Genomic DNA, 20,706 nt, shown 5'->3' with positions numbered 1-20,706 from the left:
TACACACCTATTCTTCTGTGATAAGCTTGTTGGCCTTGAGGGTGACAGGCTTATTCTGCTCGTACTCTACCGACGCATATAAAATCATGGAAATTCTGTCGTCCAATGGTTTGCTAGGGAGATACTTGTCGTCTACATACACTTTGATCTCTGCAGTACGATCTGCAAACTGATACCATCCTTTTGACAGCTTCCGCGTAAAATAGCCGGTGAGTCGGACGGTGGAACTGTCCCGGTCCAGCTGTCTTGCCTTTCGCAATACCTCTCCTACAGTATAATTCTCCTGCGGTGGGCGGATAAACGCAAATGCAGCTATCAGGAACAAACAAAGGAACAGCGTTTTCATGTGCGACAATCATTTGCTTTACTAAAACACCCGGCGAAAAGAAAAGTTCATTACAATAAAAAGGCTGACAGCCTTGCAGCTGTCAGCCGGAGTTGAATGGATGGATGCGGAAAAATTTTATTCGATCACCAACTGTTGTGCCTTACGGATATCCGCTATGCCAGCGTCTATCATTACACAACCTTTCTTATAGCCTGGCTGCCAGGTCCAGCTGCTGATCACTTTCCCGTTCAGCGTTACCTTTTTAGGCTTTTGCTGACGGAATACTTCCAGTTTCACACTGCGTTTCTCCAGTTGACCATTGTACTTGCCACTGGTGGCGCCTATTACTACAGTGGTTTTAGCTCCAACATATTTGGAAGTGATATTCGTATAGGCGAAGGCGTTGCTTTTCTTGTAGGCCAGCGTAGCGCCATCATCTTCATATAATTTGAAATGACCATCAGCGCCCGGATAGATCTCCAGGGTGAGGGTATCTTTCGGCTTCTCCCTGTCATACAGCATTTCAGGGTACTTAGGAATGATAGCGCCCTCCTTTACGAACAACGGCAGTTTCTCCAGCGGAGCTGCAAAATTTTGCAGCCACTGGCCACCGGAATAGGTATCGCCATTTTCGTAGTCGGTCCAGGTACCTGCAGGCAGATAAATACTGTCGCGTTTTTCTTCATCCTTATAAACTGGCGCTACCAACAGGTATTCGCCACTCATAAACTGATACTGAGTGGAACGCCCCCAGGTGGTGCTGTCTTTCGGATATTCCAGTACCATGGCCCTGCAAACCGGGGTACCGTTTTCATAGGCTTCACGGCAATAGGAATACATATACGGCGTCAGGCGCATTTTCAACTTCATGAATTTGCGGTTAATACTCGTATAGGGTTCACCGTAAGTCCACGGTTGTTTATTCTCTTTCGCCCAACCGCTGATAGCCATGTATACCGGCGTAAATGCTTTCCATTGCATGTCGCGTACATACGTTTTGGCGCTTCCACGGAAGATGCCATCTACATCGCCGGTGGCATAGTTGAAGCCGGAGAGTCCGCTACCAATTACAGTAGGAATATGGAAACGGATATATTCCCAGTTTCCGCTCTGGTCGCCACTCCATACGGTAGCATAACGTTGTGTACCCGCCCAGCCGGCTACGCACCAGATGAAACCACGGGCATCTGCATTGTTCTCAATGCCCTGGAAAGCGGCACGGTTCCCATCCAGGCCCCATTTGTAACCCGGACCTACCCAGGCAACATCCAGCTTCATACAACGCGTACCGATCCGACCTACTTCATCTTTGATTTTTTCCACGCCGTTCTCGGTCCACAAGCCGGTGTAGAAGCCCAGTTTATGCAGACTTTTCACTACCGTATCCAGTCCCTGATAGCCACAACCATAGCCATCGTTAGGCAGTATCCAGCCGCCTGGCATATCTTTTTCGCGGTATACGCGGGCTACTTTACTGATTACATCACCAGTCACCCCCTTCTTATTGTAGCAATCGGCATCTCCGAATTCAAGGCCCCAACGTGGTACCATAAACGGACGTCCCGTTACATGGGTATACGCTTCCAGTACCTTTTTGATACTTGGTCCATAGAAATAGTAAGCATCAAATTCGTACCCTTCATGCTCCAGTTTTACAGTATCGCGGAAAGCATATTCACCTTTGTTGAAGGTATTGCGGAAGATGCCATAACCAGCGGTACTCACGAAGAATGGCGCGGGGTTGGAAGTAGTATTGGCGCCCCAGTTACCGAAATTATTACGGATAGGAATGATACTGTCGCGATGTGAGAAATTACCATTCTGCATACCACCGCCATAATAGTAATCTTTGTCTCTGCGCCCCAGGTACTCTGTTGCCTGCTCACCTAAGCTGATAGGCTCTTTTTGTTCATAGACAAGCGCGCCTGATTTATCGTAAACGGATATACGAAAAGGTGATTTTTCTATCAGCATCTTTAATGCTGAAGTAGAGATATCATAGTAGTTCTTTAACTCAGTGATCTTATAAGGTACTGCCTTATCGCCATTCCATACCACAATACCATTTTCCATGGCATCTTCAAACTTACCGTCAGGACTCACTTGCAGTCGGTATACATCCGGTTGCAGCCATTGCAGTTTCACCATAGCATTCCCTAAGGTAAACAACACCTGCCCAGGCAACTGTTGCATTTTGAGGGCATTTGTCAATGGTACTTTCTTCAACAGGAGATGCGTGGAGAGTTGATTGTTGGAGGGATTCTCGTCTCCCGGTAATAATACTTTAGCATCCAGCTTCCAGATCCCTTTACTATGCAGATCTGCTTTTTCCAGCAATACATCTCTAAAGGCATATGGCGGAAGCGGCGCGGCTCCAAACGGAATACTGATACGCTTTTCCGCAGTACCGGTACCAACGGAGTAAGTAACCGTCACATCCTTGTTTACTTCCTGCGTGCCCAGGTTTGTAACGCGAATGGTAATAGGTTCATTTGCAGAGAAGGCATCACGGCCATTCTGTGGAGTAACCACATTGGTAATAGCGATATCCAGTGGATACACTTTTTCATAGTTTGCCAGGAAAATCTTTCCATTCAGCGTGCCTTTCGAATCCTTTACCACATTGCCACTACCTTCATCGAACTTATAATAGTGCAACAAGTGATTGTATTCCGGATCTTTATCGGTCACTTCTTTAAAGGCCAGACGTGCTATAGTGGCGGCCGACAACTCTTTATCCCACATACGCATCTCATCAACGGTGGCATTGAGGGTACCGAAACCATCTGCATCCAGGCCTATCTGCGCGAGCGGCAGGGGAATACTTTTATCGATCGTCTGAATGAACTTACCGTCTACATAAAGGGAGGTTTGCATGCTATCCGCTACCAGGGCGATATGCGTGAGTTTACCAACCGGCAGCTCATAATTAAACAGTACATCAAATTTACCTTTCCTGGTAAGCCCGATTTTGTTGGTATTGTTGTATTGTTCCAGTCGGATGCCGCTTTCATAATCGCTGCTGGTAAGCAGTGAAGAATAGGTGCTGACTTTATTACGACTGACGAGGCATTCCACCGTATAAGGCGGCTTGAGGTCTTTGCCGTTCAGTTCCACAAAATTGCTGGCTCCATTGAAGCGCAGGCGGTATTGTGCATCCGCGTGGGTAACGGCCATGCTCAGGAGTACCGTCAGTGCGGCCCCTCCCAGCAGGGACTTAAAGGAGATTCTTTTCATTGTTCAGTATATGCTAACGTGGCGATAAAAATAGTCATCATAATTGAGAATTCCGGCATAAATTGTATTAAGAAAATTTTCCTGTATGGGATTTATAAAGAATTACAGCAGTGTGCTATGGCTTTTGGGAGGTATCATTGCCGGTAGCATAGCGGGTTTGATACTGGGAAGCCGCGTTACTGTTATCCAGCCTGTTGGCGATATCTTCCTAAATTTACTCTTTACTGCTATTATACCACTGGTATTTTTTGCCATTTCAAATGCTATTGCCCAGGTGGATGCTGGCCGGAAGCTAGGCCGTATACTCGGAACTATGTCTCTGGTATTCTTATCTACTTTATTAATTGCCGCTTTCCTGACCATCGTTTGTGTATGGATATTTCCTATTCATCAACAGGTGATATTATCGCATGATGCCGGGGATATCAGCAATCCCGGTAATGTTGGTCAGCAGCTAACGCGACTACTGACGGTCGATGAATTTTATACCCTCTTATCCAGGAAGAATATGCTGCCTTTTATCATCTTCTCGGTGATAGTCGGTTTTGCGGCGATGAGAGCAGGCGCTGCTGGAGCTGGTTTCCGTAATTTTCTTTATTCCGGTAATGAGGTGATGAAACAGGTATTACATCTCATCATGAAAGCCGGGCCAATAGGTTTGGGGGCTTATTTCGCCTGCCAGGTGGGCACGCTGGGTCCAAAATTGTTTGGTACCTACGCCCATTCCATGGCTATTTACTATGGCTTTGGCATCGTTTATTTCCTGGTTGGGTTTAGTGGTTATGCTTTTATTGCCGGCGGTGTCCGTGGGGTAAAACTCTTCTGGAAAAACAATATTATTCCTACGCTGACCGCCGTGGGAACGGGTAGCAGTATTGCCACCATTCCCGCCAACCTGGAAGCGGCGCCCCGCATGGGCGTTCCCAACGATATATCCAGCGTGGTGATACCGCTGGGCGCTACTCTTCATAAAGACGGCTCCAGTATAAGTTCTATTGTGAAAATGGCGGTAGTCTTCGGGATGTATGGTAAAGGATTCGACAATCCTCAAACCATCATGCTGGCATTGGGCGTGACCGTTATTGCCAGCATCGTGGAAGGAGGCATTCCTAACGGAGGCTATGTAGGCGAACTGCTCGTAATGAGCGTATATGGGTTCCCGGTAGAAGCGCTCCCTCCCCTGATGATTATTGGTACGTTGGTAGACCCGTTGGCCACTATACTGAATGCCACCGGCGATAATGTGGCTGCCATGCTGACTACCCGGTTCATGAAAGGTCATTTACAAACCGAATAAACGTTTATACAGCTGCTGTTACTTTTGCGGGAACAGGTTGTTGGGCGAACGCCTGTTCCAGGTCGGCCAACAGATCCTCTGCGTCTTCCAGTCCTACCGACAAACGGATCAGACTATCGCTGACGCCTGCCGCTCTTCTCTTTTCATCAGGGATGGATTTATGCGTCATTGCCGCAGGATGACACAACAAACTCTTAATGCCGCCTAAGCTCTCTGCCAGTTTGAAATATTTAGTAGCAGTGACAAACGCGGTAGCTGCTGCCGTAGCGTCATCTTTCAGGGTAAAAGAAATGATTCCTCCAAATCCTTTACTCTGGCGCTTTGCCAGCTCATGTCCCGGATGGGAAGCTAATCCCGGATAATATACTTTATCCACTGCCGGATGTTGTTCGAGATAGGCTGCAATTTGCTGCGCATTCTGATTATGCTGACGGATACGCAATGGCAACGTTTCGATGCCACGAATCAAGAGGAAGGAATCGAATGGCGATAACACGGCCCCACAGGCATTCTGGTAGAATTTGATTTCCTGTGCCAGCTCCGGGGTTTTACTGATAACAACACCAGCAATGAGATCAGAGTGACCACCTAGATACTTCGTAGCGCTATGAACCACCAGATCAGCGCCCAACGCTATTGGTTGTTGTAATACCGGCGACGCAAAAGTGTTGTCTACACACAATAAAATATTATTTGCTTTCGCGATACTGGCTATGGCTGCAATATCAGAGATCTTCAAAGTGGGATTGGTAGGCGTTTCCAGCCAGATCAGCTTCGTGGCGGGTGTGATAGCATGAAAGACCGTTTCAATATCGCTGGTATCGATATAATTGACATGGATACCAAACTTTTTGTACACTTTATCGAATAACCGGAACGCACCTCCGTAGATATCGTCTACTGCCAGGATTTCATCGCCGGATTGCAGCAATTTTACCACTGCATCTATGGCTGCGAGTCCGCTCGAAAACGCCGATGCGCCTGCTCCTCCTTCCAGTCCTGCTATTATTTTCTCTGCTATTTCCCTGGTTGGATTATTGGAACGGGCATAATCATATCCTTTGTTGACGCCAGGAGCTTCCTGTACAAAAGTAGATGTCTGATAAATAGGAACCGCAATAGCGCCGGTTTGAGGATCTACGGGAATAGAATGAATCAGTTGTGTGATAGTACTCATGGATAAATAATTTTAATGATGATGAAATGGGTTCCTGCAGTGGTACTATCAAGTGAGGTGGGCAGACAGGTGGGTATTCTATTGCGTGATAGCAATAAAAAAACTCATCTGGCAGCCAGATGAGTTTTAAATATGTTGATTCCGAAGAATTCGCAATAAAACTGGTATCTGACTTATCTTCCCTCGCCGCGGCGAGGATGGATGCAGCACCTTTCACTGGTGGTGAAGGTTGCTAAGGTATCATCGGGCCATTTCCCTACTCCTTTCTTGATAAGCAACTATGTAAGAACTGATGCAAAGATACAGCGGAAATTCAATTCGCCAAATTTATTTCCTACCATTTTTGTAGACTACTATCTTTTTAAGGCCGCAACTGTCTCCTGAATCCCTTGCAGGTAGGGCGTTGGCGCGAGCTGAAAATATTTTTCAAATTTATCGGAATTGAGTTGATATGGATAATTGTTCTGATAAAGCATTTCCACCATCTCCCGAATATTACTATCGAAGAGGCCTGTCAAGGTAAGCATGAATTTATTCAGGTTCATATGTCTGGCTTTTACGCCCATAGCATCCGCAAACATCTGTACGTACTCTTTGCCGGTAGGTGCAGGAGAAGCTGTAGGGAGATGCCATACCTGGTTCCAGCTGTTTGCATCCAGGAGGAGGCGATAGAGCCCTTTTCCAGCATCTGGCGTATACGTATAACTGTGGGGCAAATCATCCTTACCTATCCACATCGCGCTGCTCTTTGTTTTAAATTTATCCAGGATGAGGATATTCAGGAAGCCGGTTTTATCCGCTTTGGGTCCGTAGAAATCGGCTGCCCGTGCAATGGTAGCGGTGATGTGGCCTGCCTGCATTTCGTCCTGCAACTGACGGGCGATGCGGGCTCTTACCTCTCCTTTCTTACTGGAAGGATTGTAAGGGGTGGTTTCCACCATAGGACCGTCTACTAACCCATACGAATATACGTTATCGAAAAAGAGCAGTTTGGCGCCTGCCTCTTTACAGGCACGAATCACGTTATTCATGATAGCGGGCCAGGCTACAGACCAAACTTTAATATCATATTTGAGCCCTGCACAAAGGATTACATAATCTGAGCCTTTTACTGCTGTCATCGTTTGCTGCTCATTGGTAATATCAGCAGCAACAAGCTCCGTGATACCCGCATAGGATACCGGATTCCGGCTTACAAGTCGCACCCGGTGGCCATTAGCGGCCAGGTGATTAGTGAGTTCATTAGAGATGATGCCTCCTGCACCAAGGATGGTATAAAGGGGCTGTGCATTTTGGTCTGACATAAAGATGATTTGAGTATTGCAAAGAGACAGATTATTCCTGAATATGAAGATTAATTTTTCGTGCAAGAAATTGCAAGAATACCCCGTTTGTCCAGCCAAACCCATCCTGAAGTGCATACTCTCCTCCCCCGGCTTCCAGGTGTAAATCTTCCACATTATATTTTTCCATCAGTTTGCCGGTATGATTAAATACAGTGGTATTAAGTCCCAACCATCTTCTGATAATATCATTCGCCAGATTTTCATGTCCGCTTTTCAATAATCCTTTTGCAGTAACGTATTGCAGCGGCGCCCAGCCATTAGGATCATCCCATTGCTGGCGGTTATTCACCAGTGTCGTTTTTACGCCTCCGGGCGCTAACAGATTTTTCGCTATAAAGTCACTCATCGTATAGCCCCGAGCATATGAGATCATCATATCGCAAAAGAGCGGGAAAGCCCCCGCGATAGTGATAGCCGTGGATTGTTGTCTGGCTTTCCAGTCATAATCGAAATACCAACCTGATTTTTCATTCCAGCAATAACGATTCATCGCTTTTATTCTGGCTATTCTTTTCTGCTGGAACAGCATAGAGGAATCACGTTTCCCCTTCACCATGTAAGCCTTACTGATAGCAGCTTCCAGGTTACACAACAATGCATTCAGATCTACAGGAATGAGATCGGTGGTATGGATGGTATGCAGGTCCTGTGGGTCCCGGAACCAGCGACTACTAAAATCCCATCCGGATTCAGCGGCAGCGCGGATATCCCGATAAAATTCTGCAGGCGTTCTACCGGATTTCTCTGCGGCCAATACATCTTCTCTGTATGATTCTTCTCTTGGCTGATCGCTGAAATCCCAGTAACGGTTTAAGATTTCTCCTCCCGGCATTTTTACGACATGTGCATTGGCTTCACCCGGTTTAATATGGTTTGCCCCACGCATCCAATAGGCATATTCTTTTAACAGTTGGGGCAGATAGCGCAGATAAACCTTGTCTCCATTGGTTTCCGCCATGGATTGCACCATGCAGGCAAAGAACGGCGGTTGAGAACGGGTCAGGAAGTAGGTACGGTTGCCATTAGGAATAAACCCCAGCGTATCGATCAGCCAGGCAAAGTTATTCAGCATGTTAGTCACCATATCCGTTTTCCCGGACTCGCGGAGTCCTAGCATGGTGAAATAGGAATCCCAGTAGTAGACCTCCCTGAAACGGCCGCCGGGAACGATATAAGGAAAGGGAAGCTTAATCAGGGAAATACTTCCGTCTGCCACTGGTTCCCGGCGGAGTACCGTCCAGAGCGTGTCAATATGTTTGCGGATGCCCCCGCTGATATCACTGTGGTAACTGTGGGACTGAGAGGATGGCATCTCAAAATATATCTCTGTAAAGGATTTCAGGTTGAAATCCGGCTTATCTTTTAACAGCTGATAAGCATGCATAATAGAATCTGGAGTAACCTTCGGTTTCAGGTCAGGGAAAGTTTTGCCATCTGGGTAGATGCGGTTCATCTGGACGGCTTCAAATAAACCTGGATAAGTGGCTCGGGGTGTTTTAAGCTGTGCCTGTACGGTGAACAGGCAAATCAACAGAAAAGGCAACAACAGTTTCTTCATAACGTAGCGTTTTCTTTAGTCAGTAACAGGTACCTTACTAAAATAAGCTTTTCGTCAGGAAAAACTGTTGTTACCTTCATGCAATTATCAAGGGTCCAGCGGATCACGGCTATCTGCTTGCAGGGAACTTAGCTCCGGTAAAAAGCTGATACTCGTTTCGCTGACATTCAGCGTTTTCTTCATAGGCAGATATCCCAAATCCTGCCTGCATCGCAGATCAAATAATTTTGTGCTGATATACGTGAGATGCATATTATCTGAGACGCAAAGCATTCTCTTATCCATGGGCATACCGCTACGATACACTATCCTAATAGCATTTCGTATATTCGTGGTGGTATGACGCGCATACGGCTCCACAATTACGGCATCTGCCGGCATTCCTAAACTATCCACCAGGTATTTTTTCATTTCTATTCCTTCTGCATATGGCGTCAGGAATGGATGTACATGTCCTCCGGATACAATGATAAAAGGAGCCTGTCCTTTTTTATAATCTGCTACGCCCGATTTACAACGGTTCTTCCCTGCATCGCTGATATGGTCTTTATTCCCCGGCCCTGCGCCCAGGATAAGGATTACGGAGTAAGGATATTTATTCCAGTCGGTGCGTTTTATCTTCTGATAGGCCTCCTTATTAAGGTTGGAAAGCGGTTCATATCTGCCTGCTTCATCATGATGGTTCAGTATCAGCAAGGCCAGCGACAGATCCAGGGAGGGCTCAAAGAAAAGGTTTGAATGGATGTCATCTCCTTGCAACTTATCCAGCAAACCATTTACACTTGCAAAATATTCCGGCGATTTCACCCAGTAGGCCGCGGAATCAATATTGGGATATCTGAACCCTTTATTTTTCGTATAGGCGTCCAAGATATAGTTGATTCCTCTGGCGGCGTCCTGCCAGGCCAGGGTGAGCATGCCGGTATCGCTTTCATGGATGTATAACTGGTACATGCCACTGTTACGCATAGCATGAATCATAGGGGCCATTTCCCGCTGGTTGGCGTTCAACAGTTCGTTGAGTCGTACCCCTACAGCGATTACCTCTTCATTGGAAAACTGAAAAGGCTGTACCAATGCATAGGCCTCATTACCCGCCGGTACTGAAGGCCCCGCCAATCGCCGACTAAACTGCTGCCCTATACGAACCAGGAAAGAGTCTGTCGTAATTATCCTACGTACGGCAGGCATCTTTTCCATCAAGGTAAAGAGATAAAAATTCCTGTCCTGCACCGCACTCGCGCCGGAGAAAAAGGTGTAATGCGGGTCCGGCGGCGCTAGCTGTGCAACGGCAGTAATTCCTGTCATCAACAGGCAAAAGATCAATATTCTTCGTTTTAATCGCATACACAAGATTATAAGATAATTATGAATTTATAACTGCTTTATTTCAAATTTGTTCAATTCTTAATTTAATAAATATTAATAATCCATTGATATATTTAATACATATCTACCTAAGACCTAAATACCTGTATAACAAACATTTAGATAAAAAATCTATTGCGTCAGAAGGCTCAAAACGCTTATTTTTACGGCGGAAAAAAACATGTTAGCCAAGCGCCAATTCTTGACCCATGCACAACAATCACGAGAGGAAGACATTTGTCCGATTTGCTGTACTGACCTTGATGATCATTGTAATGATCAGCCTCTTTATGATCATCTTTTTCAGAAAGAGAACATCTGAACAAGTGAGCACCATTATCAGAGAAATGGGGACAGGCCATACCAGTATCGTCTATCTCGACAGAGCCACGCAACTTCTTTACCAGGCAGATAATAATTTCCGCCTGTATACAGTTACATACGATAAAAAGTATTTTAACAGTTATCGCGAGCAACTGGATGGGCTGAAATTACAGCTCGACAGCGTACTGCTTGACAGCGTTAGTACAGGTAGTCTGCGTAAACTCCTGAACTACAAATCTGATAAAATGGATATCTTCCTGCAATGCAGCCAGCAGCTGGATTCCTTGTTACAAATTCAGGAAGACTGGAAGCCAGCGGCGGTATCTCTCCCTGTGCAGGTATTGGGTAAAATGGTGGCGCGGCAAAAAGCGCATTCTGATACTATTGTTACCACCGAACAAGTTACCAAAACCAATAAGAAGAAATTATTTGGCCGACTGAAAGACGCCATCACCAATAAATCCAGCGTTCATCAGCAGAGTAACCAGGTAAGTGTGGTACACCACAGTAATCCTGGCAGCAGCGGCAATGGTACTGTTTCTTCCTCTCAGTTACAGGAAATGCAGGCCTCCTATGACCAGTTGCTCAATGAGGCCGCCAAAAGCAGGTACCGCATGAACACGGCGGAACAGGATTTAGTAGCCACCAGCAGCCGTTTATTTGAACAGTTGGAATCGTTATTGCAAAGTGCCCGCCGCGCCATGACAGACGCCATCCTTGCCAAACAATCGGAACAAAAAGCCGAAGCAGGTTCCGCACTCTATGCCATCTGGCGTCAGAGCTACTGGGAAATTCCTTTGATACTCCTGCTTGCAGGTATTATCATCTATGGTATGATGCGTCTCTATCGCTATGATCTGGCCCTGCTGCGCTCCAAACAACAGGCAGAGCGGCTCGCCCGGCAAAAAGCGGAATTTGCCGCCACGGTTAGTCATGAACTGCGCACGCCTATTCATTCGCTCCTGGGCTACAGCCAGCAACTGAACCGCGAATACAAGCCAGAAACGGTGTCCGCTATTCGAACGGCCGCAGAAATGCTGTTACAGGTAGTAAATAACGTGCTGGACTATACGAAAATAGAAACGCAGAAACTTATTTTAAAGCAGGAGAAGTTTTCTCCCCGCACCGCTATAGAAGAGGTATGCGAAGGACTCCGTGTACAATCGGACATGAAGTCGCTTATCATGACGCTCAATATCTACTTCCCTACCGGCTTACAAGTATCTGGCGATGCATTTCGGCTGAAACAGGTAATCACCAACCTGGTAGCCAATGCAATTAAGTATACTGATAACGGAGAGATTACCGTTACTGCGTCTGTAAGAAATACTGATAACAACACCTGTTTACTCGAAGTTGCTGTTACTGATACGGGTATTGGCATTCATAACCGCGACTTACCACAACTGTTCAATGCATTCACCCAAGCAGATCAAAACGACCCTAATGCGCATAAACGCGTGAGCGGTTCTGGGCTGGGACTGCATATCGCCAAAAAAATAATTGATCTGCACGAAGGAAAGATCCATGTAAAAAGCATACATGGCAAAGGTTCTACCTTCTTCTTTGAGATCAAATATCCAATGGTAGTACATAGTCCGGCTACCCGTAAAATTACCGTACCAGTAAATGCCTCCAACCAGGAAGAACCCAGAACCTCACTGACACGCATACTCGTAGTAGAGGATAATGTACTCAACCAAAAACTGTTGTCGCTGATGCTGGATCGCATGCAGGTGTATTACAAAGTAGTGTCCAATGCGGAAGAGGCCCTTATTCAGTTTGAGCTGAACACTTTTGATATTGTACTCACAGATATCGATCTGCCGGGCATGGACGGACTTGCATTGGCAGGCAGAATACGGCAGTGGGATGATAAAGAGAAAGCAGCTGTGAAAATAGTGGCTATTACCGGAAATATTCTGGAAGATGATGTAGCCAACTACCTGCGCTCCGGCTTCAATGATTATATCTCCAAACCTTACCGCGAAGAAGATATCCTCGAGAAAATCCAGTTGTTTGGTATGATGGCATGAATGGACTAACTTGATCGGCTAAATCCATATTCGCTTGACATTCGCAGACCGTATCATCGCATTCAATACATCGCTCAGCTTCGAAGGCAAACTGCCTGCGGGTATCCGCGTCATGAATCCTTTCCAGAACAATAAGGAAATCGTGGGCATCATGACCGCCTTTTATAAAAAATTCTATGATGATCATCAACCCAGACAGATCATCTTTGGGATCAATCCTGGGCGATTAGGATCAGGTTCTACCGGCGTTCCGTTTACTGATACGCAACGAATGGCTACAGTAGGTCTGGAAATAAAGGGTTTCAAAACTCATGAACCCTCTTCCGTTTTCATTTATGATCTGATTAAGGCCTATGGCGGCCCAGAAAAGTTCTATAAGAAGTTTTACATTACAAGTATATGTCCCCTGGGATTTACTGCCGTTAAAGGGGAAAAGGAAGTGAACTATAATTATTACGACAGTGCAGCACTTACCAAAGCGGCTACCCCGCTAATTCTGAGCGCTATGGCTACTCAACTGGCCTGGCCTGTAAGTCGCCAGATCTGTTACTGTATGGGTACAGGCAAGAATGCGGCATTCCTGCAAGGGTTAAACCAACAACATCATTTTTTTGAGCACATGGTTCCGCTGGAACATCCCCGGTTTGTCATGCAGTATAAATCCAAAACCAAGGACGAATACATCAAAAAATACCTGGATGCTTTCCGGGAGTATGATAAGTTATAGGCATGAGGCTGGGATACCCCGTAGAACTGTGATTAATTTGCCACACTCTCCGTGGAATTCCACACCGGCGACTGCAAATTTCAATCGGTTTCATTCGCGATATAGTCCGCAATCATATTCAGCAACCCCATATGGAACCGATGTCCGTTGGAGGTGGCGCCAGGCGCACGAAGATAACCGTCGTCGTCTTTTTCCATTGTAATTTCCTCACCGTCAATATCTACGGAATATTTTTCGTGGTCGGGGGTACCGGCAGGTTTTACATAAAAACGGCCGGAGGGGGTCTTGATCATAAATGGGTGCATGGGACACGTTTTATAAAAACGTTGCAGAAATCAGGCCGAAAGATAATTGTAGTACTTATACCAGACGGTTTCGAATTCTTCCGGGGATAGGTCTTCTGCTACCATGTGACTGTTGTGATTCAGTTCCTGGGGTCGGGGCACAGGTTCTACGCTGAGAGCAGTACCCCCAAAATTGAAATTACTGTTCGCAATGCCAAAACTACCGTCCGGGTACAGTTCTATCTTTCTGCACTCAAAGCGGAGATCATCCAGTTCGCTGTATTGGATCTCTGCTTCATCTTCATCCCGGTTTAACCAATAAATTCTGACATAATGCATGGAGTATCAGATTTTTTCCAGCTTGCACTCCCATACGTGGTTGTGCTGTTGGGGACTTTCAAATACTACCCCTTTAATTTTGTAAGTATCTCCCTCTTGCTGAATGCGCTCACCTACCTGGGGAGCACCGGCATCGTTGAATTGTACGGTAGCCATAATGCCGAATGACTTATAGCTGTTGATTTTCACGATGGCAGCAGAGCGTAAAACTGCAGGGATAGGTCTTTTTCTATTAAAGTTCCTGTACAGAAATACTCCAAGGATAATGGAAGCGGCTAGGGCGGCGGTTAATAAAATAGGAAACACGATAAACTAGGTTTAGCTGTTGACGTTGACATAAGGCAATAACAAATTAAATAATATTTCGCATTTAAAATGCAAATAAAAATTTAAAATATTCGCCTTATCGAGTCCGTCCCCTCTCCTATTTCTCCGATGCCTCCTGTGCCACTGAATGGAAGAACTGCAATGGGTCATCGTACAGGAAAGAATAACCCAGCATGTCTTTCAATTTAGCATTGCTGATGATTTTCCAGGGCACTACTTCCGAATCCTTGCGGGCAGGCCTTTGCAGCCCATACCAATCGGCCACCACTGAAAGATAATCATACTTCCGCGGGTGCGCACTGGCACAGGCGTTGAAAATCTCCCCCCATATATCTTTTTGTATTACCTGCGTAATGATCCCGATACAATCATCCCGGTGAATCAGATTCACGGGCATCTCCAGGCCATTCGTCTCATCCATCCTCGCCTGTGTAGCCGGAAAACGATTGTAGCCTGCCAGTCCGCCGAAACGAATCACCACTGTATCCATTCCCGCTGTATTTAATAACAGCTGTTCCGCATCCAACAGCGCTTGTCCATTAGGGGTATCTTGCAACTGGCTGCAGCTTTCATCCACTGTACCATTTACATTCGGATAAACAGAAGTAGAACTGATGAAGATCACCTTGCGGATACTGGTCTGCATCAGATGATCCCGCAGGGTAGCCATTTCATGGGCAAATACCTGTGGGCCCCGGTGCATACGCGGTGGCACATCGATGATCAGGACATCGGCATCCCAGAATGTGGCAGGCGCTGTAAGCCGCCATTCCTCCAGCTGTACGAGGCATCCCTGCACCCCCAGCGCATTCATTTCGTTCACTCCCTCCGCAGTGGTACGGGAACCTTTTACCGCATAGCCAGCCTTCAAAAGATGCTGTGCCAGCGGCTTTCCGACCCAACCGCAGCCTAAAATACTTATCCTCGGATACTTTGGATGATTCATGCGCACTTTTCCATTGATTATTTACTGTAAAGGTAAAACAAGTTAGAGCAACCTCCTGCCATCTCCCAATTTATTACCTCCGGGCGACATGTTTAGTTCGGCCACAGGCCTGATTTAGCAGCGAATGGAAGATATAACGTTTATGTATATACGGGCTTTATATGACAGACCATTTTTTAAGGGCGGTGAGTAGTAGTTTATTGTCCAGTTCGTTCCTGCAGGTAATTCTGCATGATCCGCTGGTCAGGCCTTCCATTTCGGAGACATCTTTTATCAGAATACCATATTTTTCGATCAGCCAGGCTTGCAGTTCGGCGGCTGTACCGGTTAAAGTCTCAAATAGAAAAAAATGAGTATAAGAGGGATAGACTTTGAACTCCGCCATCTTTTTTATCTTTTCTCTGAGCTGAAAGGCATCGCCCAGCAAATTGTCCAGGGGAAATTTAAATATCTCAGGGTTTTTCTCGGTGAACAGACCTGCTGCCAACGCCAGCTGACTGACGGACCAGGGCGCTTGTATGGGACGAATTTTCTCCAGCAATGCTTTTTGCGCCAGCACATAACCAAGTCGGAGCCCCGGAAAACAGGCCGTCCTGGCTGGCGATTGCAAGATGAATACATTGGGAAGCCGGTGCAAATGAGGAACCAGACTGGAAGCATTCCGGGTAAAGTGAATATAGGTTTCATCCACCACAAAAATATGCTTACGATTAGCGCTGATCAGCTTTTCCAGCCATGTATCTTCCACCACTTGTCCGTCTGGATTACCAGGGTTACTGATAAAAAAGAGATCTGTTTCCACCTGGAGGATATCAGTGACTTTCTCCCGGGGCAGCTGCCGGATCTGATGTTCATATAAGGCGCAGGCATTGGTATATTCTGCGATTGCGGGCCCTACGATAGTGGTGGTAGCGCCGCGAAAAGCCTGCGCTATCAGGTATATCGCCTGTGTAACGCCATTCGTGAGTAACACCGAGCCTACTGGAAGCTTCGATTTTTTTTCCAAGAGAGACTGTAAGTCTGCCTCCGCTTTATCCGGATAAACCGCAATCCTGTCCATAGCATTCAGCAGATGGCTTTTTAGTTCCGGCCGCAATCCGCCGTACCAGCCATCGGTATTGAAGTCTGCTACAATCCTTGTATCTGCTGAAAAAGCATCGTTTCCTGTACCGGCTTTCATCATATTATATTGGAGTTAAATGCGCAATGACTTATAAACAGCTGTTACATCCAGATGTTCACGCAGGAGAGCTGCCAATTTATCATATTGCTGCTGACGGAACTGGTGATAATCAAAAGTAACATTACCTGCTTTACCACAGGCATGCAGTAATTGCTTTACAATGGTATCGTTGTCGAGGATGCCGTGCAGATAGGTACCCCAGCACTTATCAGAGAGCCAGTAGCCATCCTCTGTACCATCCCGGAATATATTTAGCGGAGAGGGTTGCGGAGACACGGTTCTGCCCATGTGGATCTCGTAGCCGATGCAAGGGGTCGTGTCTCCCCGGAACAAAAAACTCCGTTGTAAGGTTACCTTCTCTTCTTCCAGGACAGTGGAAACAGGCAGGATTCCTAGTCCGGGAACCGTGACGGTGCTGCCTTCCACGCCATGCGGATCGGAAATATCCGTTCCCATCATCTGAAAACCGCCACAAATGCCAATGACCACTGTTCCTTGTTCTTTTGCCTGCAAAATGGCCGCTGCTGTTCCATTATTCCGGATAGCGATCAAATCCGCGATGGTATTCTTACTTCCAGGCAGGATAATGATATCCGCGGCCAGTATTTCCACCGGATCATCCGTATAAAATAAATGAACGCCCGGATATTTCTCCAGGGCATTGAAGTCGGTGAAATTGGACATATGCCGCAGGAGGACTACTGCCACATTCACGCCCTGGTGGCCCAGTCGGCGTTGCTTCTGCGCCAATGCCACGGAGTCTTCTTCTTCAATATGGATATCGCGGAAGTAAGGCAGGACACCCGTTACAGGCACGCCTGTCAGTTGCTCCAACTGATTACGGCCGTCTTCAAAGAGCCGGATGTCTCCCCTGAACTTATTGATAATAATTCCTTTGACTAGCTGTCGTTGTGCTGCTGGCAATAATTCCAAAGAGCCATAAATACTGCCGAAAATACCTCCTCTGTCGATATCGGCAATCAAATATACATCGGCATTGGCGTGCATGGCCATGCGCATATTCACAATATCTCTTGACCACAGGTTGATCTCGGAAATACTGCCTGCACCTTCCATTACCACAGGATGATAACGGGACGACAACCGATCATATGCCAGCTTTACCTCTTCAAACAGTGCATCATTGTGTTGACTGGAAAAGTACTCCATCGCACTGCGATTACCAGCGGGTTTACCATGAAGTACCAATTGGGAAGTCTTGTCGTTCGTAGGTTTCAGCAAAACAGGATTCATATCTGTATGACAGGCCACACCGGCCGCTTCCGCCTGAACCGCTTGTGCACGGCCTATTTCCAGGCCTTCAGGAGTAGCATAACTGTTGAGCGACATATTCTGCGCTTTAAAAGGAGCCGGTTGGAATCCATCCTGTTTAAAAATGCGGCAGAAACCAGCCGTAATCACACTTTTACCTACATCAGAGGCCGTTCCTACGAACATGATACTTTTCATACCAGCAAAAATAAAGATATCGCCAACCAGAAACAGCAAAGTCGCAATTAATATTGCGACTTTGCCGATATATAAATATTTAGGGAGACGACAGCCGATCGGGTCAGAACGTCTTTTTAAAGAGCTGATCGTTGCTCAAGCCCTGGTTGATTTTAACGGATTTCACTTTGAGTCGCTGTTCCACGCCATCGCTGATGGCTACTTCCAGGAATGGAATTTTGAAACCTTCCACTTCCTTGTAGTTGAAGTAATCTGTTACTACAGCGCTTGCATTATTCATTTCTTCCGTAGCGAGCAATACAGAACGTAATTTCAGGCCGGATTTAATATCATAATAGTTTTTGAACACGGTGCCATTGCTGGTAGCAATGCATACGACGATCGCTTCCTGATCATTGACATTTTCCGTTAGTGGCGAGAGTTCCAGCTTTACATTGCCTGGATTTTCCACGTAATATTTTTCCGGGAGCACCTGGTTTCTGTCCGCTTCATATCCTTTTTCCATGCTAGTCATCGCTTTCTGTTTCCCATTGCGCAGCACATAAACGGAATCTCCGTTGATCCACAGGATGGAGGTAGTGCGCGAGAAAACCGGCGTATATACTTCCCGGTAGGTTTTATTAGGATAGCCATAACGCTTTACCATATTGATTTGTGTGCCATCAATATCGCCGTCGAAGTCGACGGAAATATCTTTAAAATCGGCTGCCTGGTTAGCGTTTACTGCTTTCAGGTAATTCTGTAAAACTTGTGTGGCACTGAGTCCTGGCGCAACAGGTTTTCCGCTTTCAGCATTCCATTCGTTGTTAGATTTATCCAGGTCTGGGAGTCGTCCTTCCGGGTCCAGTTGTACTTTCAGCAGTTTGGAGGTGGAAGGAAAATCGAACGACCAGGTGCTGCCGCGCTGCCAGACTTCCACGGGCAGATGTACCGTGTCTCTCTGACCATTTTCCTGCTTAATGGCTACAATAACGGGCATGGGCAGTTTTCCTTTATTTTCAATCGTGATGTTCACTCCTTTGGAAGGATCGTTATTGATATATTCCACTTTTGTGATGGCCTGGTCCATTTTCCAGTCGTTGAAAAACCATCCTCTCCAGAACCAGGACAGGTCTTCCCCGCTGGCGTTTTCCATACTGCGGAAGAAATCATATGGCGTAGGGTGTTTGAAGGCCCAGCGGTGGATATATTCCCGGAAAGCATAATCGAATCTTTCTTTTCCCAGAATTTCATCGCGCAGCAAATTCAATCCCATAGCTGGTTTATAATAAGCGCCTACACCGAGGTAGTTCAAACCGAGTACATCGGGCGTATTGAGAATAGTTTCTTCATCATGGGGAAATACTTTAGGCGCCTGGCGTTGTATAGTCGACGGCGTATAGTATTCACCGTTATGAAAGCCTTTGGTGGAAATGCCATTGATGAAAGTATTGAATCCTTCGTCCATCCAGGCATACTTTCGTTCATTGGAGCCTACAATCATCGGGAACCAGTTATGGCCAAACTCGTGATTGGTAACGCCCCAGAGGCCGTTCTCTTTCGCCCGCCAGGAGCAGAATACGATACCGGGATATTCCATACCGCCTACATTCCCCGCCACATTGGTAGCCACTGGATAGGTATATGGAAACCATTTGTCAGAATAGAGTTCAATACAGCCTTTCACGTATTCAGTAGATCGTCCCCAGCCGTCTTTTCCGGCATTTTCAGCGAGGTATACCGACTGTGCCAGGGCTTTTTTCCCGCTGGGAAGATTCATGCGGGCGGCATCCCAGATGAAAGCTGCCGATGCTGCCCAAGCCACGTCCCTGCTGTCTTTACAGATAAAATGCCAGGTACGGGTACCGGTGAGGCTTTTAGTGGTTTTCAGATCCGCGGAATCCCGGATCATAACAGTAGCGTCAGAATTTTTTGCTTTGGCCAACTGGGCTTGCTCTTTGGCAGAAAGGGCTTGGGTGGGATTCATTAATTCGCCTGAGCCAGCCACAATCATATTTGCAGGAGCAGTAATTGTGTAATCGAAATTCCCATATTCCAGATAGAATTCAGCGCCACCGAGATAAGGGAGGTTATTCCAACCCAGCACATCGTCATAAACGGCCATTCGCGGATACCACTGAGCCATCTCATATACCCAGCCATTGCGGGATTCCATACGGCCACTACGGTCTATGCCATATGCCGGAATGAGGAAGCTGTAGCTGATTTTCAATTGTATGCTGGCGCCGGGTTGTAACGGCGATGTAAGTCGCACCTGCATGCGGGTATCATCCACCAGGTAATTAGCGGCGCTGTTTTTTCCGTTGGCAGCAATTTCTACCGATTTCAGTTCATAACCATTGGTGAAATCTTTCACGGCGAACCTCGCTCCTCCTGGCGTAATGGTAGCGTTGCCGCGGGAGTCTTTACGGAAGCGGTTTTGATCCAGTTGCAGCCAGAGGAAAGACAAAGGTTGAGGACTGTTATTCTTATAGGAGATGGTTACAACGCCGGTGATACGGTGAGACACGGTATCAAGAGTAGCCTGGATATTATAATCAGCCTGATTTTGCCAGTATTTAGGGCCGGGACTTCCGTCGGCGCTGCGATATTCATTTCCGTTACTGGTGTAGAAGATCGGTGCGAAAGCCTCATGTTGATCGTAGTGAGAAGTTTGGGCATAGCTGGATTGCATTGTCGCCGCAGCCAGCAGACAGGCAAGCGGATAGATCAGGGTATTTTTCATCCTGGAAAGTAGGCGTTTTTTGTTGAGAAAATGA

16 protein-coding genes and 1 riboswitch are annotated in these 20,706 nt (G+C 46.6%); of the genes, 3 read left to right on the top strand and 13 right to left on the bottom strand.

The genetic code is table 11. The features are described 5' to 3' along the window. Positions 1–7 precede the first annotated feature (7 nt). Both CLV59_RS15060 and CLV59_RS15055 read right to left on the bottom strand, forming a co-directional pair. The gene (locus CLV59_RS15060) at positions 8–346 is read right to left on the bottom strand and encodes a NirD/YgiW/YdeI family stress tolerance protein (protein WP_111592858.1); all 339 of its coding nucleotides are present in this window, start codon (positions 344–346) and stop codon (positions 8–10) included. Positions 347–463: 117 nt separating this feature from the next. After that, on the bottom strand, positions 464–3,565 hold the full coding sequence (locus CLV59_RS15055) for a TIM-barrel domain-containing protein (RefSeq protein WP_111592857.1): 3,102 nt from the start codon (positions 3,563–3,565) through the stop codon (positions 464–466). Between the two features lie 85 nt (positions 3,566–3,650). Between CLV59_RS15055 and CLV59_RS15050 the strand changes: the two genes are divergently transcribed. Then, the gene (locus CLV59_RS15050) at positions 3,651–4,862 is read left to right on the top strand and encodes a dicarboxylate/amino acid:cation symporter (protein WP_111592856.1); all 1,212 of its coding nucleotides are present in this window, start codon (positions 3,651–3,653) and stop codon (positions 4,860–4,862) included. A 4-nt stretch (positions 4,863–4,866) separates the two neighbouring features. On the opposite strand, the gene CLV59_RS15045 is transcribed toward CLV59_RS15050, so the two are convergent. The 4 genes from CLV59_RS15045 to CLV59_RS15030 all read right to left on the bottom strand — a co-directional run bounded on the left by CLV59_RS15045 (position 4,867) and on the right by CLV59_RS15030 (position 10,290). Next, positions 4,867–6,039: a trans-sulfuration enzyme family protein gene (locus CLV59_RS15045; protein WP_111592855.1), complete on the bottom strand. Its 1,173-nt coding sequence runs from the start codon at positions 6,037–6,039 to the stop codon at positions 4,867–4,869. A gap of 170 nt (positions 6,040–6,209) precedes the next feature. Next, a riboswitch (SAM riboswitch) is annotated at positions 6,210–6,316 on the bottom strand. 76 nt (positions 6,317–6,392) lie between these two features. Further along, on the bottom strand, positions 6,393–7,343 hold the full coding sequence (locus tag CLV59_RS15040; RefSeq protein ID WP_111592854.1) for an NAD-dependent epimerase/dehydratase family protein: 951 nt from the start codon (positions 7,341–7,343) through the stop codon (positions 6,393–6,395). Between the two features lie 31 nt (positions 7,344–7,374). Beyond that, on the bottom strand, positions 7,375–8,943 hold the full coding sequence (gene treF / locus CLV59_RS15035; protein ID WP_111592853.1) for an alpha,alpha-trehalase TreF: 1,569 nt from the start codon (positions 8,941–8,943) through the stop codon (positions 7,375–7,377). A gap of 87 nt (positions 8,944–9,030) precedes the next feature. Next, positions 9,031–10,290 (bottom strand): YdcF family protein, encoded by a 1,260-nt coding sequence (locus CLV59_RS15030; RefSeq protein ID WP_111592852.1) that lies wholly within the window; start codon positions 10,288–10,290, stop codon positions 9,031–9,033. Positions 10,291–10,520: 230 nt separating this feature from the next. On the opposite strand from CLV59_RS15030, the gene CLV59_RS15025 reads away from it, so the two are divergent. Together CLV59_RS15025 and CLV59_RS15020 are read left to right on the top strand one after the other, a co-directional pair. Next, complete coding sequence (locus tag CLV59_RS15025; RefSeq protein ID WP_111592851.1) at positions 10,521–12,671, top strand: ATP-binding protein; 2,151 nt, start codon at positions 10,521–10,523, stop codon at positions 12,669–12,671. A 34-nt stretch (positions 12,672–12,705) separates the two neighbouring features. Then, positions 12,706–13,398, top strand: coding sequence for a uracil-DNA glycosylase family protein (locus tag CLV59_RS15020; protein ID WP_245950876.1), 693 nt, complete (start codon positions 12,706–12,708; stop codon positions 13,396–13,398). 80 nt (positions 13,399–13,478) lie between these two features. Here the strand turns inward: CLV59_RS15020 and CLV59_RS15015 are convergent, their stop codons facing one another. The 7 genes from CLV59_RS15015 to CLV59_RS14985 all read right to left on the bottom strand — a co-directional run bounded on the left by CLV59_RS15015 (position 13,479) and on the right by CLV59_RS14985 (position 20,672). Next, positions 13,479–13,703 (bottom strand): hypothetical protein, encoded by a 225-nt coding sequence (locus CLV59_RS15015; protein ID WP_111592849.1) that lies wholly within the window; start codon positions 13,701–13,703, stop codon positions 13,479–13,481. Positions 13,704–13,733: 30 nt separating this feature from the next. Next, positions 13,734–14,021 carry a DUF6881 domain-containing protein gene (locus tag CLV59_RS15010; protein WP_111592848.1) on the bottom strand — a complete coding sequence of 96 codons (288 nt, stop codon included), beginning with the start codon at positions 14,019–14,021 and terminating at the stop codon, positions 13,734–13,736. Positions 14,022–14,027: 6 nt separating this feature from the next. Continuing rightward, positions 14,028–14,327, bottom strand: a complete 300-nt coding sequence (locus tag CLV59_RS15005) for a hypothetical protein (protein WP_111592847.1) — start codon at positions 14,325–14,327, stop codon at positions 14,028–14,030. Between the two features lie 118 nt (positions 14,328–14,445). Further along, positions 14,446–15,294, bottom strand: a complete 849-nt coding sequence (locus tag CLV59_RS15000) for an SDR family oxidoreductase (protein ID WP_111592846.1) — start codon at positions 15,292–15,294, stop codon at positions 14,446–14,448. A gap of 157 nt (positions 15,295–15,451) precedes the next feature. Next, a complete protein-coding gene (locus CLV59_RS14995; protein WP_111592845.1) occupies positions 15,452–16,477 on the bottom strand; it encodes a pyridoxal phosphate-dependent aminotransferase in 1,026 nt (341 codons plus the stop codon). A 12-nt stretch (positions 16,478–16,489) separates the two neighbouring features. Continuing rightward, the gene (locus CLV59_RS14990) at positions 16,490–17,947 is read right to left on the bottom strand and encodes a cobyric acid synthase (RefSeq protein WP_245950875.1); all 1,458 of its coding nucleotides are present in this window, start codon (positions 17,945–17,947) and stop codon (positions 16,490–16,492) included. Between the two features lie 103 nt (positions 17,948–18,050). Further along, on the bottom strand, positions 18,051–20,672 hold the full coding sequence (locus CLV59_RS14985) for a M1 family metallopeptidase (protein WP_170137768.1): 2,622 nt from the start codon (positions 20,670–20,672) through the stop codon (positions 18,051–18,053). Positions 20,673–20,706 lie beyond the last annotated feature (34 nt).

The sequence above is a fragment of the Chitinophaga dinghuensis genome, assembly GCF_003259435.1.
GTDB lineage: Bacteria > Bacteroidota > Bacteroidia > Chitinophagales > Chitinophagaceae > Chitinophaga > Chitinophaga dinghuensis.
The sequence above is the reverse complement of the archived record's forward strand: the minus strand, read 5'-3'. Positions and strand labels throughout refer to the sequence as shown.

What these genes read in the sequence shown, in the direction of transcription:
- CLV59_RS15060 (WP_111592858.1), bottom strand. Translation starts at nt 346, where the DNA reads ATGAAAACGCTGTTCCTTTGTTTGTTCCTGATAGCTGCATTTGCGTTT.
- CLV59_RS15055 (WP_111592857.1), bottom strand. Translation starts at nt 3,565, where the DNA reads ATGAAAAGAATCTCCTTTAAGTCCCTGCTGGGAGGGGCCGCACTGACG.
- CLV59_RS15050 (WP_111592856.1), top strand. Translation starts at nt 3,651, where the DNA reads ATGGGATTTATAAAGAATTACAGCAGTGTGCTATGGCTTTTGGGAGGT.
- CLV59_RS15045 (WP_111592855.1), bottom strand. Translation starts at nt 6,039, where the DNA reads ATGAGTACTATCACACAACTGATTCATTCTATTCCCGTAGATCCTCAA.
- CLV59_RS15040 (WP_111592854.1), bottom strand. Translation starts at nt 7,343, where the DNA reads ATGTCAGACCAAAATGCACAGCCCCTTTATACCATCCTTGGTGCAGGA.
- treF (WP_111592853.1), bottom strand. Translation starts at nt 8,943, where the DNA reads ATGAAGAAACTGTTGTTGCCTTTTCTGTTGATTTGCCTGTTCACCGTA.
- CLV59_RS15030 (WP_111592852.1), bottom strand. Translation starts at nt 10,290, where the DNA reads ATGCGATTAAAACGAAGAATATTGATCTTTTGCCTGTTGATGACAGGA.
- CLV59_RS15025 (WP_111592851.1), top strand. Translation starts at nt 10,521, where the DNA reads ATGCACAACAATCACGAGAGGAAGACATTTGTCCGATTTGCTGTACTG.
- CLV59_RS15015 (WP_111592849.1), bottom strand. Translation starts at nt 13,703, where the DNA reads ATGCACCCATTTATGATCAAGACCCCCTCCGGCCGTTTTTATGTAAAA.
- CLV59_RS15010 (WP_111592848.1), bottom strand. Translation starts at nt 14,021, where the DNA reads ATGCATTATGTCAGAATTTATTGGTTAAACCGGGATGAAGATGAAGCA.
- CLV59_RS15000 (WP_111592846.1), bottom strand. Translation starts at nt 15,294, where the DNA reads ATGAATCATCCAAAGTATCCGAGGATAAGTATTTTAGGCTGCGGTTGG.
- CLV59_RS14995 (WP_111592845.1), bottom strand. Translation starts at nt 16,477, where the DNA reads ATGATGAAAGCCGGTACAGGAAACGATGCTTTTTCAGCAGATACAAGG.
- CLV59_RS14990 (WP_245950875.1), bottom strand. Translation starts at nt 17,947, where the DNA reads ATGAAAAGTATCATGTTCGTAGGAACGGCCTCTGATGTAGGTAAAAGT.
- CLV59_RS14985 (WP_170137768.1), bottom strand. Translation starts at nt 20,672, where the DNA reads ATGAAAAATACCCTGATCTATCCGCTTGCCTGTCTGCTGGCTGCGGCG.